The sequence below is a fragment of the Pseudosporangium ferrugineum genome (genome assembly GCF_003002065.1).
GTDB classification, from domain to species: Bacteria; Actinomycetota; Actinomycetes; order Mycobacteriales; family Micromonosporaceae; genus Actinoplanes; species Actinoplanes ferrugineus_A.
In genome coordinates, this window is sequence record NZ_PVZG01000001.1 from 805,834 (window position 1) to 819,982 (window position 14,149).

The following is a 14,149-nucleotide window of genomic DNA, read 5'->3' on the forward strand; positions in this document are numbered from 1 at the left end:
GGCGAACCCTACGCGGACGCCGCCACTTTCCGCGCAACACCCCGTGACCGCCACCACACTCCGGTACTAGATTCACCGGGTGGGCACGCACGAGGTCGTCAACCAGCCGCCGCCGCTCGCCGGTCACGACATCGCCGCCGACGCCGCGCTGCTGGAGGCGGTGGAGCGGGAGGGCGCCGGCTGGGCCGCCGACGACCTGCACCGCCTGGGCAAGCTGGGCGGCGGCGAGGAGGCGCAGCGCTGGGGCGACGAGGCCAACCGGCACGAGCCGCGCCTGCTCACCCACGACCGGTACGGCCACCGCACCGACGAGGTCGACTTCCACCCGTCCTGGCACCGGCTGATGGACGTGGCCGTGGCCGAGGGGCTGGCCGGCACCCCGTGGTCGGATCCGCGGCCGGGGGCGCACGTGGCACGGGCCGCCGGCCTGTTCGTGTGGGGGCAGGTGGAGGCCGGGCACACCTGTCCGATCTCGATGACGTACGCGGTGCTGCCCGCCCTGCGGCACTCCCCCGAGCTGTCCGCCGCGTACGGGCCGCTGCTGGCGAGCCGCGCGTACGATCCGGGGCTGCGCGCGCCGCAAACCAAGCGGGGACTGCTCGCCGGCATGGGCATGACCGAGAAGCAGGGCGGCTCCGACGTCCGCGCGAACTCGACCACCGCGACCCCGGCCGGCGACGGCACCTACCGGCTGCGCGGCCACAAGTGGTTCACCAGCGCGCCGATGTGCGACCTGTTCCTGGTCCTCGCCCGGGCGCCGGCCGGCCTGTCGTGCTTCCTGGTTCCGCGGGTGCTGCCCGACGGCAGCCGCAACACGTTCCGGATCCAGCGGCTCAAGGACAAGCTGGGCAACCGCAGCAACGCCAGCAGCGAGCCGGAGTTCGAGGACACGGTGGCGTGGCCGGTCGGGGCCGAGGGCGACGGCATCCGCACGATCATCGACATGGTGGCGATGACCCGGCTGGACTGCGTGACCGGCTCGGCGTCCGGGATGCGGGCCGCGCTGGTGCAGGCCGTCCATCACGTACGGCACCGGTCGGCGTTCGGCGGCCCGCTGATCGGCAAGCCGCTGATGCGCAACGTCTGCGCGGACCTGGCGGTGGAGACCGAGGCCGCGACGGCGCTGGCCCTGCGGCTGGCCGGGGCCGTCGACCGGGGCGTACGCGGGAACGCCGCCGAGCGCGCCTTCAGCCGGCTCGCCGTGCCGATCGGCAAGTTCTGGGTCTGCAAGCGCCAGCCGGCGGTGGTCGGCGAGGCCCTCGAGTGCCTCGGCGGCAACGGGTACGTCGAGGACTCCGGCCTGCCCCGGCTGTACCGCGACGCCCCGCTGAACTCGATCTGGGAGGGCTCGGGCAACGTCCAGGCCCTGGACGTGCTGCGGGCGCTGCGCCGCGACCCGGGCAGCCTCGACGCGTACCGGGCGGAGATCGACGCGGCGGCGGGCGCCGACCGCCGCCTGGACGAGGCGGCGGCCGGGCTGACCGCGCTGCTCGCCGCGGACGACCCGGAGCCGCAGGCGCGGCGCATCGTGGAGCGGATGGCACTGGTGTTGCAGGGCGCGCTGCTCGTGCGCCACGCTCCGCACGCGGTCGCCGACGCGTTCTGCGCGAGCCGCCTGGCCGGCGACTGGGGGCACACCTTCGGCACGCTGCCCGCCGGCGTCGACACCGCCGCCCTGACCGACCGCGCGCTGCCCGCGGCCCGGTGAAGGTTCAGGTGTCGCGGATCACTGCCGATGGCGTGGGTGTGCGGAACCTACGGGGTGACCGGGTGACGGTGGCGTGGCTGGCGGCGGGGCTGCTGGTCACCGTCGCGTACCCGCTGCTGGACGACGGCACCCCGGCCGCGGCGGTGCTCTACAACGGCTTCGAGGTCGCGACGCTGCTCGCGGTCCTGGCCGGCATCCGGCGCCGCCGGCCCGTGCACCGCACCGGCTGGTACGTCTTCGCCGCCGCCGTGCTGGTCCGGCTGGCCGGTGACATCACGTACGAGATCTACCGGCAGGTGCTGGACGAGCCGCCGTTCCCGTCCCTGGCCGACGTGTTCTACCTCGCCACCTGCCCGCTGCTGGCCGCCGGCGTCCTGCTGATCGCGCGGGGGCGGCTCGCCCGGGACCGGGCCGGCCTGCTCGACTCGGCCATCATCGCCACCGGGCTGGGGCTGGTGTGGTGGGTGTTCCTGGTGGGGCCGATCGCCGCCGACGCGTCCATCCCGGCGCTGGAGCGCCTGGTCGGGGCCGCCTACCCGGTGAGTGACCTGCTGCTGCTGGCGGTCGCCGTGCGCCTGCTGACCCGGTCGGGGCGCCCGACGCTCAGCCTGGCGCTGCTCACCGCGGGGGTGGCCGGCATGCTCGCGTCCGACGCGGCGTACCAGGTCGTGACGGCGTACGCGCCCGACCTGGAGGGCCCGATCGCGGTCGGCTGGATCCTCGCGAACGTCGCCTGGGGTGCCGCCGCGCTGCACCGTTCGGCCGGTGCCGCGGACCCGCCGGCCGGTCCCGCCGCCCCGCGCCTGGGCCGCGGCCGGCTGACCCTGCTGGCCGCCTGCACCCTGCTCGTGCCGGCGGCGCTGTTCGCCCAGGGCCTCACCGCCGGCGCCGCCGGGGTGGACTGGCCCGCCATCGGGGTCGGCGCGGTGCTGCTGTTCCTGTTCGTCCTCGCCCGCATGTCCGGCTTCGTGACGGAGGTGCAGCGCCAGGCGGGGCTGCTGGAGGAGCTGGCCCTGCGGGACGCGCTGACCGGCCTGCCGAACCGGCGGGTCTTCGAGGAGCGCCTCACCGCGGCGGTCGCCGCCGGTTCCGCCCAGGTGGCCATGCTCGACCTCAACGGCTTCAAGGACGTCAACGACCGGCTCGGCCACGCCGCCGGCGACCGCCTGCTCCAGACCGTCGCCGCGCGGCTGCAGGGCGCGCTGCGCGAGGGCGACCTGGTCGCGCGGATGGGCGGCGACGAGTTCGCCGTCCTGGTGCCGCACGCCACCCCGGCGGCCATGGACCAGGTCGTCGGCCGGGTGGTCGAGGCGCTGCGCGAGCCCGTCCGGGTCGACGGGCACGAGCTGCTCGTCGGCGCCAGCGTCGGCACCGCGGACGACGCCGGCACCACGGACGGCTACGAGGTCCTGCGCCGGGCGGACGTCGCCATGTACGCCGCGAAGCAGGCCGGCGAGCGCCACCGCCGGCACACCGCCGACCTGGACGTCCGCGCGGCCGACGAGGCGTGGCTGGGCGCGGAGCTGCGGACCGCGCTCGACACCGGCGGGCTGCACCTCGTCTATCAGCCGATCGTGTCCCTGCCCGACCACCGGATGGCCGCCGTCGAGGCGCTCGTGCGCTGGGATCATCCCGTACGCGGGCCGATCGCCCCGGCCGAGTTCCTGCCCGTCGCCGAACGCACGGGCCTCATGGTCGAGCTCGGCGCCTGGATCCTCGAGACGGCGTGCGCGCGCGCCGCGGAATGGCACCGCACCCTCGGCCCGGCCGCGCCCGCCCGCGTCAACGTCAACGTCTGCGCCCGCCAGCTCGCCGAGCCGGGCTTCCCCGAGCTGGTCACGACCACCCTCGCCCGGACCGGGCTGCCGATCCACCACCTGACCCTCGAGGTGAGCGAGACGGCGGTGCTGCGGGGCGGCCGGGTGGTGCGGACGCTGGAGCAGCTGCACGAGCTGGGCGTACCGATCGGGCTCGACGAGTTCGGCACCGGCCACTCGTCGCTGGGCGTCCTCGACCACGTGCCCGCCGACCTGCTCAAGATCGACCGCTCGTTCGTCGGCTCGATCACCCGGGCGGGCCGGCACGCCGTCATCGCCACCGCGCTGCTACAGGTGAGCGACGGGCTCGGCCTGACCGCCGTGGCCGAGGGCGTGCAGACTGCCGAACAGGCCGCCGAGCTGCACCGGCTCGGATACCGCTACGCGCAGGGCGACTACTTCGGTACGCCCCTCGCCGTCCCCGGCTTCGCCCGTAGCGATGTGGCCGCGATCTCCTGAGCGGGCGGACACCTCAGCTGGGTCCCGCCGCCGCCGATGTCAGGACGTGCGGGGAGAGCGGTTCTGGTGGTGGTGGGTAGCGGCGGGGTCGCTGGCCACGGCCGCCTACTTCCTGCTGCCGGACGAGGGCCTCGTCTCGAACCTCGTGTACGACGCGATCGGGCTGGTCTCCACCGTCATGATCATCGTCGGCGTACGGCTGCACCGGGCCGGCCGCCGCGCCATGTGGTACTGGTTCGCCGCCGGCCAGCTCACCTGGGTCCTGGGCGACCTCGTGTGGGAGTACTACAAGTACGTCCTGGACCAGGAGCCGTACCCGTCCCCGGCGGACGTCCTGTACCTGAGCGCGTACCCGTTCTTCGTGGCCGGGATGATCATGCTGATGCGCGGCCGCGGCGCCCGGGACCGCGACCTGGCCGCCCTCATCGACGCGTCCATCGTCGCGATCGGCCTCGGCCTGGTCTTCTGGGTCTTCGTGATGCACCCCATCGCCGCCGACTCGACCGCCTCGACCCTCGAGCGGGTGATCGGCGTCGCGTACCCGGCGGCCGACGCGCTGCTGCTCGCCATGCTGGCCCGCTTCTACACCGGCGTCGTCCGGCGCTCGACCAGCATCCGGCTGCTCGGCGCCGCCGCGGTGCTCCTGCTCGTGGCCGACGTCTGCTACTCGCTCATCTCGCTCTACTCGGACGTGAACGCCCGGTTCCTGGACGCCGGCTGGCTGCTGTCGTACGTCTGCTGGGGCGCCGCGGCGCTGCACCCGTCGATGCGCGTCGCCGGAACGGCCCGCCGGCAGGCCCGTGACGCCCGGGTGGGCCGGGCCCGGCTGCTGCTGCTCGCCGTCTGCTCGCTGCTCGCCCCGGGCCTGCTGTTCCTGCCCGGCAGCGGCGACCACGTCGACCGGCTGGTCATCGCCGCCGGCGCGGTGCTGCTCTTCCTGCTGGTCGTGGTCCGCATGTCCGGCTTCGTCGGCCAGGTGCAGCGGCAGGCCGACCAGCTCGAGGACCTGGCGATGGCCGACGACCTCACCGGCCTGGCGAACCGGCGCCGCTTCGAGCGCGACCTGCGGACCGCCCTGGCCGCCGGGCGCACCCAGGTGGCGCTGCTCGACCTCGACGACTTCAAGGGCGTCAACGACCGGCTCGGCCACGGCGTCGGCGACCGCCTGCTCACCGTGGCCGGCCAGCGGCTGCGCGCGGCGCTGCCGCCGGAGGTGCTCGTCGCCCGGATGGGCGGGGACGAGTTCGCCGTCCTCCTGCCCGGGGCGACCGGCGCGGAGGCGGACCGGGCCGTGGCGCGGCTCGCCGACGCCCTGCGCGAACCCATCGTCGCCGGCGACCACGAGCTGCTCGTGAGCGCCAGCATCGGCGTCGCGGACGGTGCCGGCACGGCGGACCCGTACGAGGTGCTGCGCCGCGCCGACGTCGCCATGTACGCCGCCAAGGCCGCCGCCGCGGACCGCCCCCGCCGCTACGCCGCCGACCTCGACGAGCAGTCCGACGAGCAGGCCCGGGTCGGCGCGGAGCTGCGGACGGCCCTGGACACCGGCCAGTTCCGCGTCGTCTATCAGCCGATCGTGGCGCTGCCGTCCGGGCGCCCGGTCGCCGTCGAGGCCCTGGTCCGCTGGGCCCACCCGGAACGCGGCACGGTGCCCCCGGACCACTTCATCCCGGCCGCCGAACGCAACGGCCTGATCGTCGAGCTGGGCGAGTGGATCCTGCGGACGGCCTGCGCCCAGGCGATGGAGTGGCAGGCCGCGTACGGCGACCTGGCGCCGGCCCGGATGAGCGTCAACGTCTCCGCCCGCCAGCTCGCCGAGCCCGGCTTCGCCGCCCTGGTGGCGGCGGTCCTCGACGAGACCGGCCTGCCCGCCGGCCGCCTGACGGTCGAGGTCACCGAGACCGCCGTCTTCGGCGGCGGCCAGGCCGTGCAGTCGGTGCAGGACCTGCACGACCTCGGCGTCCACATCGCCCTGGACGACTTCGGCACCGGCCACTCCTCCCTCGGCCTGCTCCAGACGGTCCCGGTCGACGTCCTCAAGGTCGACAAGTCCTTCGTCGACTCCATCACGATGGCCGGCCGGCACGCGGTGATCGCGACCGCGCTGATCCAGGTGAGCGCGGGCCTGGGCCTCACGGCGGTGGCCGAGGGCGTGGAGACCGCGGAACAGGCGGCGGAGCTGCACCGGCTCGGCTACGAGCTGGCCCAGGGCTACCACTTCGGCCGCCCCTCCCCCGAGCCGTCCTTCCTCACCCCCGGTCCGTCGCCGGCCGCCGCGGTCCACGTTCAGAGCAGGTGAGCCGCGCCCAACAGGGACAGCAGGTCGTTCTCGCCGTCCGCAACCATGAATGACCTGGCATCGCGCAGAAGCTTCTCGGGGTAGAAGACGGAACCGTCCGTGAAGCGGACGCCGTCGCGCTGGGTGGCCCTGGCCCCGCAGAGCTGGAAGGCGATGCCGCAGATCTCGACAGCGGCCTCCGTGACGAAGACCTTGGCGGCTGCGGCGTGCGCCAGGGAGCCCATGCCGCCGGCGTCGGTCCGGCCGTAGTTGTGCAGGAACACGGCACGAGTCAGGGCCCGGGCGGCTTCCAGCTTGCCGAACATCCGGAAGATGCGCAGCTGGGTGGCCTGATGCTCGCTGAGGATCCGGCCACCCTGTACCCGTTCACGCACCCAGCGCAGGGCACCCTCGTACGCGGCCCGGGCGGTACCGAAGGCCAGCAGCGCCATGGAGACGCTCGCCAGCGCATGCGTCGCCTGCATGGCGGTGGCGTACGCGTCCTCGCCGATCAGCAGGTGGTCCGCGGGCAGGCGAACGGCGGAGAAGCTGAGCGAGCCCTGGTTCAGTGACCGCAGGCCGTGCTTGTCCAGCGGCCGCCCGCGGGTGACCCCGTCCACGTCCAGCGGGACCACGGCGATGCCGCCGCGGGCGAGACTGGTCCGGTCGATCGTGCAGCAGACCAGGGCATGGGTCGCGGTCATCGCGTTGCTGGTCCAGGCGGCCTTGGTGCCGTCGAGGACCCACTCGTCACCGTCCCGGCGGGCGATGACGTCCCCGCCCGGCACGGCGAACGCGGGGGTGTGCGAGGCCATCATGTCGGAGCCGTGGCCGGCGTCGGTGATGGCGAAGCAGCTCGACCACTCCGGCCGTTGCCCGGTGAAGTACGGACGGCTCAGTTCCTCGACGAGCCGGGGGCTGCCGAAGTCGTGCGCGTACCGGTACGCCATCGGGGCGATGAACAGGCTGGTCGCCAGGCCCGCATCACCGGTCGCCAGCTCCTCCACGACCAGATACTCGGCGAGGCGCGACAGTCCCGGCCCCCCGTACGCCGCAGGTGCGGTCATCGTCAGGAATCCGGCCGCGGTGGCGGCGCCGAGGAAGTCGAAGTACGGCGAACCGGATGCGACCGCCTCCTGCGCGCTCATCACGTCGAGGCGGCGCCCGATCGGCGCCGCGTGTTCCGCGGCGAAGGCCCGTGCTTTCGCCCGCCACCGTGCTGCCGTCTCGTCGATCGAGCCGTCGAGTTCGAGGAACGGTTCGTCCTGAGTCATCGTGCCCCCACTGTCTCTCGGTACGAGAAGGCTCACTTCGGACGATGCCGGCGACAAGGGGCAGCGGGCGACGAGGGACTTATTTCCACTCTTGCAGGTATGAAAAGGCCAGAAGTCGCCGCGAAGGGTGCCGTTCACCGCCGGAAGACCATCAGATTGACACCAGTGATCAACCATCGCCGCCATGCCCGTACCGCGGCGTCACCACTGAGGACGGTCATGAATACCTCGAGCTATGACTATCTCGTCGTAGGAGCGGGCTCGGCCGGCAGCGTGGTCGCCGCCCGCCTGGCCGCCGACCCGCGGGCACGGGTGGCGGTGATCGAGGCCGGCGGCCCGGACGACCATCCGGCTGTCGGCATCCCGCTGGCCTTCCCCACCCTGTTCGGCACCGAGCACGACTGGGACTACCGCACCACCCCGCAGCCCGGTCTGGCCGGACGGGAGGTGCGGGTGCCCCGCGGCCGCATCCTCGGCGGCAGTTCGTCGCTCAACGCCAACGTCTGGACCCGCGGTCACCGGGCCGACTTCGACGGCTGGGCACAGGGCGGCGCCCCCGGATGGACCTACGACGACGTCGAGCCGTACTTCCGTCGCGCCGAGCGCCGCACCGGGACGACCGGTCCCGGCCTGTACGGCACCGACGGACCGCAATACGTCGAGGACGTCCGCAGCCGGCTGGAGGTCACCGACGTGTTCCTCGCCGCCTGCGACGAGCTCGGCCTGCCCCGGTCGGCCGACGCCAACGCCCCGGACAGCACCGGCGTCGCCCGGCTGCCCACGAGTCAGCGGGACGGGCGACGCTGGAGTACGGCGGACGGCTATCTGCGCGGGCTCGGCCGGGAGAACCTCGACGTCCGCTCCGGCCTGCACGTACGCCGCATCCTCGTGGAGGACGGGCGGGCCACGGGCGTCGAGGCCGCCGACCGGGAGGGGCGGGTGGTGACGCTCCTCGCGCGGCGTGAGGTCATACTCAGCGCGGGCGCGATCAACTCCCCTCAGCTGCTCATGCTCTCCGGCATCGGGCCCGCCGAGCACCTCGCGGAACACGGCATCGACTGCGTCCGGCCGCTCGACGGAGTCGGTCAGGGGCTGCAGGACCACCTCTTCGCCCCGCTGATCGTCCACTGCCGGCGCGAGGTCACCCTCGCCGCCGCGGGCAGCCCCGAGGCCCAGGCGGCCTACGAGCGCGACCGCACGGGCCCGCTCACCTCCAACGTGGCCGAGGCGGCCTACTTCGCCGCCAGTTCCCCGGTCCACGCGGCACCCGATCTGGAGATCAGCTTCCTTCCGGCCGCGTTCGTCGACCACGGCATCGACCCGCCGGCGGAGCACGCCCTGACCCTGGCGGTCGTCCTCCTGCAGCCGCGGAGCCGGGGACGCGTACGGCTGCGATCGTCCTCGCCGGACGACGCGCCCGAGATCGACCCCGGGTATCTGCTCGATCCCGCGGGGGAAGACCTGCGGCGGCTGATCCGGGGGCTCGCCGTCGCCCGGCGGATCCTCGGTACACACGCTCTGGCCCCGTACGCCGGCGAGCCGTGGCACCCGGACCTGGACCTGGACGACGAGGCGAGCGTGGAGCACCACGTCCGGCACCGGGCCGACACCGTCTACCACCACGTCGGAACCTGCCGCATGGGCACGGACGAGGAAGCGGTGGTCGACCCGGAGCTCCGCGTCCGCGGCATCGCCGGCCTGCGGGTGGTCGACGCGTCGGCAATGCCCGTCATCCCCCGCGCACACACCAACGCCGCCACCATCATGCTCGCCGAACGCGCGGCCGACCTCATCCGCGGCGCATGATCCCCGCACGCGTACAGGCCGGGCTCTGGAAGCTCATGGTGAGACTCGCTCCCGAGCCGTGGTTCATCGGCTTCATGCGCCGGGCCATGGTGCCCGCCGACCGCTTCCTGCTGGCCCGTAGCCGGGGTCGCGTGAGCGTGGGCGGCACGACCGGCGCTCCCACGCTGCTGCTCACCACGACCGGCCGGCGAACCGGGAAGCCGCGCACCACGCCGCTGTTCTACAAGCCGCACGGTGCGGACTCCTTCGCGGTGGTCGCGTCCCACTTCGGCCGTTCCGGACACCCCGACTGGTCCGCCAACCTGCTCGCCGAGCCGGCGGCGACGGTCACCACGGGCGACACGGTGATACCGGTCAGGGCCCGGCTGCTGACCGGGGAGGAACACGCCGAGGTCTGGGCGTTCTATACCGGTTTCGGGCCGGCCTACCAGAACTATCTGGATTCCAGCGGGCACACCGCCTTCCGCATCTTCGCCCTCGACAGGGTCGTCGCCGTACGGGACGGAGAACGATGAGCAGCCCGCCGAGCACCATGATCGACCTGGACGAGGCCCGGCAGCAGGTGACGGAGTACCTGCTCACCTTCCTCGCCGGCAAGCGGGAACGCGCGCGGAAGGGTGCACTGCCGTCCGAAATTCCGGCCACGCTGGAGAGCTTCGTGGCCGCCGGCGGCAAGCGGCTCCGCCCGCTGCTGTGTCTCGCGGGCTGGCAGGCTGCCGGCGGCGACGGACTGCCCGAACCCGTGCTCCGGACCGCCGCCGCGCTGGAGCTGTATCAGGCCTTCGCGCTGATCCACGACGACATCATCGACAACACCGACACCCGCCGCTCCCGGCCCACCGTCCACCGGGAGATCGCCGCCCGCCTGGGCCACCACGACAGGGCGGCGCAGGTGGGCGCGAGCGCCGCGCTCCTCATCGGCAACATGGCCCTGACCTGGTCGGACGAGCTGTACACCACCGCCGGGGTCCCCGCCGGCCGCCGGGGTGCGGCGGCCTCGGTGATCGACGTCATGCGCGAGGAGATGCACTACGGCCAGTACCTGGATCTGATGACGGCCCTGGGACCGATCACCGACCAGCGGGCGGCGATGGCCGTCATCCGCTACAAGACCGCCAAGTACACGGTCGAGCGTCCGCTGCACGTGGGAGCCGCGCTGGCGGGCGCCGACGCCGGTCTGCTGGAAACGCTCAGCCGGTTCGCCCTCCCCCTCGGCGACGCGTTCCAGCTGCGCGACGACCTCCTCGGGATCTTCGGGGACCCGCTCCTCACCGGTAAGCCGGTCAGCGACGACCTGCGCGAGGGCAAGCGCACCGTCCTGCTCGCCATCGCCGCGCGGCGCGCCACCGCCACGCAACGGGATCTGCTGGAGAGCCTGGTCGGCAGGGCCGGCCTGACCGAGCCGGAGGCCCGCGCGGCCCGCGAGGTCATCGCGGCCACCGGTGCGCCGGAGATCGTCGAGGCGATGATCGCCGAACGGTACCGGGAGTCCCTGACCGCGCTCGACGACGCCCCGCGGCTGCGGGCGCGGGCGACCCTCCGGAAGCTGGCGATGCTCTGTGTGGAGCGCGATTCGTGACCCGTCACGTCGTCGTCGACCTCGACGGCACGCTGCTGCCCGGCGTGCTCGGCAGGCAGTTCATGACTGATCTGATCGAGCACGGCGTGGGCGACGCCGCCGAGGCCCGCGCCTGTCTGCGCGCTATCGCGCGGTACACCGCCGCAGCCGGCGACAAGGCATCCCGGGACCGGATCATGACCGAGGCCTACCGGGCGTACGCGGCAACCCTGAACGGCGTCGCCGAGCCGGACGTGCGCGCGGTGGCCGCCGGCACCTGGCAGACCTGCCGCCGGAGCCTCTTCGCGTTCGCCGAGGAGTTGATCGCCCTGTTCAAGGCCCACGACTTCGAGATCCACCTGATCTCCGGCAACTCGGATGTCCCGATTCAGGAGGCCGCCCTCGACCTGGGCATCTCCTGGAGCCGCGGCGCTCTCAGCGAGACCGTCGACGGCCGGCTCACCGACCGCCTGACGTGCACCCCGGGGCTGACCGGCGGCAAGGAGCGGGTGATGCGCGAGCTGAGGTCGGTTCTGCCGTACGACCCGGGCACCGCGATCGGGATCGGCAACGCCGCGCCGGACGCCGAGGTCTTCGCGCACACCGCCACGGCCCTGGCCTTCGAACCCGACGCCGACCTGCTGGCGCTCGCCGCCCACCACGACTGGCAGGTGGTCGACCGGGACACGATCCTGCCCTACTGCATCCGCTTGCTCGGCCGCCGGTCCTGACCGCTGCCCTGCTCCCCTGGCGCCCGCCCCCGCCCGGACCCGCGGCCGGCGGGGACCGCGACCCGCGGGCCGGCCGGCGCGGCGACCCGCGGGCCGGCGAGGGTCAGGGCAGGGAGGACCAGAACGCGCGCAGGGTCTTCGCGGCGGCCGCCGGATCCTCCATCATCCAGAAGTGGCTGACGCCCTCCACCAGGGCGGTGCGGGCGCCGAGCCGGGCCGCCACCTCCGCCGAGCGGGCCGGGTCGTCGAGGGTGTCGCCGGTCGCCCGGAGCACGAGGCCCGGTGCCGGTGCGGGCCGGGACAGCTCCGCTGCCCAGCCGGCGTGGATGTTCGGCGTCGCGGAGCGGTAGAGGTCGAGGATGCAGCCGCCCATCGTGTCGTCGATGCGCGCCTCGAGTTCGCCGGCGTCCGGGCCCGCGACCTCCAGCAGGGCGTTCTTCAGCCAGGCTGGTTCGCCGCGCTCGCCGGTGCCGCCCCGGCCGGCCGCCACGAACGCCGCCATCCACTCCTCGCCCTGGCCCGGTGTCCGCCACACCTGCGCCATCGGGTGCCAGACGTAGTCCTCGTGCAGCACCGAGGCGCAGTCGATCGCCCAGCTGCGCAGGGGCACGTCGAAGGCCGTGGCCACGCGCGCCACCAGGCCCGCGCCCCAGTCGTGGCCGACCAGGTCGATCGGACCGACGAGGTCACGCAGCGCCCCGGCGAGCCAGGCCGCGTAGTCGTCCTTCGTCGCGCCGAAGCCCGCCGGGCGCTCGGAGCCGAAGCCGGGCAGGCCGAGCGCCACGGTGCCGACGCCGGTCGCCTCGAGCTCCTCGCGCAGGGCGCGCCAGACGACGCCGGTCTCCGGGACCCCGTGTACGAACACAGCCGTCATGCCCCACCCCTCATTGAAGATCATCTTCGATCGAGGTTATATCCTCCCGAGCCGGGCGAACGGGGCGTCAGGGCAGACCGAGCAGATTCCGGACACTGTCCGCGAGGTCGTGCTGGGTGATCGGGTCGACCATGCCGCCGGTGCGGGCGTCCTGCATCGCCTTGGCCAGCTGGACGCGACGCAGGGCCTCCTTGATGTCGGCGCCGGTCATGCCGTGGCTGAGCCGGGCGAGCTCGGCCAGGTCCAGGCCGTCGGCGAACATCGTGAAGCCCGGTTCCTCGTGCGCCGCCGCGAGCTGGGCGATCATCTTGCGGAAGATCTCGGCGCGGCCGGCCTCGTCGGGCTTGGGCACCGAGATCTTGACGTCGAAGCGGCCCGAGCGGATCAGCGAGTCGTCGACCCGGTGCGGGAAGTTGGTGGTGGCCACCACGATGACGTTCGGGTTCACCTCGATGAGGTCGTTCATCTCCTGCTTGAAGATGCCCGCCACGGCGTTGATCGCCTGGCTGGCCGCGTCCCCGCCGGCGCCCGCGTAGCTGATGATCGAGTCGAACTCGTCGAAGAGGATCAGCGTCGGCACCCGGTAGCGGCGGGCGTCGCGGAAGATCTGCTTGATGTTGCGCTCGGAGCCGCCCAGCCACTTGTCGAGGATCTCCGGGGTGCGGATCTCGCGGAAGTCGGCGCCGATCTCGTTGGCCAGCGCCCGGGACAGCATGGTCTTGCCGGTGCCGGGCGGGCCGTACATGAGGATGCCCTGCGGCCGGCGCGCTCCCCACCGGGCCATCGCCTCCGGGTGGCGGAACGACACCGCGATCTGCCGCAGCTCGCCCACCACGTCGGCGAGGCCGCCGACCTGGTCGAGGGTGACCTCCTGGGTGGTGGTGGCGACCCGCGGGATGCTCTCCCGGCTGATCACGTAGCGCCGGCCGGCCAGCGGCTCGGAGCTCGGCGGGAGCAGCTCGGAGACCGCCTGGAGGACCAGCCGGACCATGGCGGTGAGGTGCTCGGGCCGCACGTCGTCGCGGGGCACCTCGGCGCGCAGGCGCACCAGGCTGCCGTCGGCCTGGTAGGTGACCGCCGCCTGCAGCCCGGCGGTCGCGTCGGCGAGGACGGCCGTCTCCGGCTCCCGGTCCGGCGCACCCGCGCTCGGGCGATCAAGACCGAGTTTCCGGTACGCCGCGACGGCCGCCGTTCCCACGCCGTCCACGATCCGGGTGGCGATCGGGTCGCCGGCCTCGATGCGCTTGGCCAGCAGCGTGCCGACCGGGTCGTTGCCGAGCACCACCGCGCGGATCCGCTCCTTCTGCGGCAGGTCGCTCACCGAGGTGCTGATCTCGGCGGAGAACACGTGCACCGGCCCGGCGGCCGTGCCGGCGCTGGAGACGGTCAGCTCGGCCCGGCGCACCGGCGGCGGGAACGTGGCGCGGCGCAGCAGCTCGACGGGGTTGACCCGGGCCGCGGCGAGGATGGTGGCCGCCTCGACGATCTCGACGGTGGCCCCGGCGTACCGGAAGGACTCGGTCATGGTTGTCCCCTCTCCCCGCCCAAGGGTGCCACGGCCGGGGCACATGATCCGTGTCCCGGCCGTGGCGGGTTCAGCAGCCGATCCGGGAGGTGGAGACGGCCACGTCGTCGTACTGCATC

Annotated in this window: 10 protein-coding genes; 7 read left to right on the plus strand and 3 right to left on the minus strand. The window is 73.6% G+C overall.

The features are described 5' to 3' along the window. Positions 1-79 precede the first annotated feature (79 nt). The 3 genes from CLV70_RS03475 to CLV70_RS03485 all read left to right on the plus strand — a co-directional run bounded on the left by CLV70_RS03475 (position 80) and on the right by CLV70_RS03485 (position 6,283). Positions 80-1,708, plus strand: a complete 1,629-nt coding sequence (locus tag CLV70_RS03475) for an isovaleryl-CoA dehydrogenase (RefSeq protein ID WP_106124816.1) — start codon at positions 80-82, stop codon at positions 1,706-1,708. A 62-nt stretch (positions 1,709-1,770) separates the two neighbouring features. Further along, positions 1,771-3,984 (plus strand): putative bifunctional diguanylate cyclase/phosphodiesterase, encoded by a 2,214-nt coding sequence (locus CLV70_RS03480; RefSeq protein WP_245907989.1) that lies wholly within the window; start codon positions 1,771-1,773, stop codon positions 3,982-3,984. A gap of 46 nt (positions 3,985-4,030) precedes the next feature. After that, the gene (locus CLV70_RS03485; RefSeq protein WP_106124817.1) at positions 4,031-6,283 is read left to right on the plus strand and encodes a putative bifunctional diguanylate cyclase/phosphodiesterase; all 2,253 of its coding nucleotides are present in this window, start codon (positions 4,031-4,033) and stop codon (positions 6,281-6,283) included. Here CLV70_RS03485 and CLV70_RS03490 read toward each other — a convergent pair. Further along, the gene (locus CLV70_RS03490; protein WP_158277691.1) at positions 6,271-7,536 is read right to left on the minus strand and encodes an acyl-CoA dehydrogenase family protein; all 1,266 of its coding nucleotides are present in this window, start codon (positions 7,534-7,536) and stop codon (positions 6,271-6,273) included. The two genes, CLV70_RS03485 and CLV70_RS03490, sit on opposite strands and share 13 nt — an antisense overlap. Positions 7,537-7,755: 219 nt before the next feature. On the opposite strand from CLV70_RS03490, the gene CLV70_RS03495 reads away from it, so the two are divergent. Genes CLV70_RS03495 through CLV70_RS03510 form a run of 4 tightly spaced genes read left to right on the plus strand, consistent with a single transcriptional unit; the run spans position 7,756 to position 11,631 of the window. Then, positions 7,756-9,342 carry a GMC family oxidoreductase gene (locus tag CLV70_RS03495; RefSeq protein WP_106124819.1) on the plus strand — a complete coding sequence of 529 codons (1,587 nt, stop codon included), beginning with the start codon at positions 7,756-7,758 and terminating at the stop codon, positions 9,340-9,342. Continuing rightward, entirely contained in the window at positions 9,339-9,857 is a 519-nt protein-coding gene (locus tag CLV70_RS03500; RefSeq protein WP_106124820.1) for a nitroreductase family deazaflavin-dependent oxidoreductase, read from the plus strand. The genes CLV70_RS03495 and CLV70_RS03500 overlap by 4 nt, the downstream gene beginning before the upstream one ends. Continuing rightward, on the plus strand, positions 9,854-10,921 hold the full coding sequence (locus tag CLV70_RS03505; RefSeq protein WP_106124821.1) for a polyprenyl synthetase family protein: 1,068 nt from the start codon (positions 9,854-9,856) through the stop codon (positions 10,919-10,921). Before CLV70_RS03500 ends, CLV70_RS03505 begins: the two co-directional genes overlap by 4 nt. After that, the gene (locus CLV70_RS03510; protein WP_158277692.1) at positions 10,918-11,631 is read left to right on the plus strand and encodes an HAD family hydrolase; all 714 of its coding nucleotides are present in this window, start codon (positions 10,918-10,920) and stop codon (positions 11,629-11,631) included. The genes CLV70_RS03505 and CLV70_RS03510 overlap by 4 nt, the downstream gene beginning before the upstream one ends. 103 nt (positions 11,632-11,734) lie before the next feature. On the opposite strand, the gene CLV70_RS03515 is transcribed toward CLV70_RS03510, so the two are convergent. Continuing rightward, on the minus strand, positions 11,735-12,505 hold the full coding sequence (locus CLV70_RS03515) for an alpha/beta fold hydrolase (protein ID WP_106125033.1): 771 nt from the start codon (positions 12,503-12,505) through the stop codon (positions 11,735-11,737). Between the two features lie 67 nt (positions 12,506-12,572). After that, positions 12,573-14,030, minus strand: coding sequence for an ATP-binding protein (locus CLV70_RS03520; protein WP_106124823.1), 1,458 nt, complete (start codon positions 14,028-14,030; stop codon positions 12,573-12,575). Positions 14,031-14,149 lie beyond the last annotated feature (119 nt).

Coding starts and splice junctions, on each gene's coding strand:
- CLV70_RS03500 (WP_106124820.1), top strand. CDS start 9,339: ATGATCCCCGCACGCGTACAGGCCGGGCTCTGGAAGCTCATGGTGAGA.
- CLV70_RS03515 (WP_106125033.1), bottom strand. CDS start 12,505: ATGACGGCTGTGTTCGTACACGGGGTCCCGGAGACCGGCGTCGTCTGG.
- CLV70_RS03520 (WP_106124823.1), bottom strand. CDS start 14,030: ATGACCGAGTCCTTCCGGTACGCCGGGGCCACCGTCGAGATCGTCGAG.
- CLV70_RS03495 (WP_106124819.1), top strand. CDS start 7,756: ATGAATACCTCGAGCTATGACTATCTCGTCGTAGGAGCGGGCTCGGCC.
- CLV70_RS03490 (WP_158277691.1), bottom strand. CDS start 7,536: ATGACTCAGGACGAACCGTTCCTCGAACTCGACGGCTCGATCGACGAG.
- CLV70_RS03505 (WP_106124821.1), top strand. CDS start 9,854: ATGAGCAGCCCGCCGAGCACCATGATCGACCTGGACGAGGCCCGGCAG.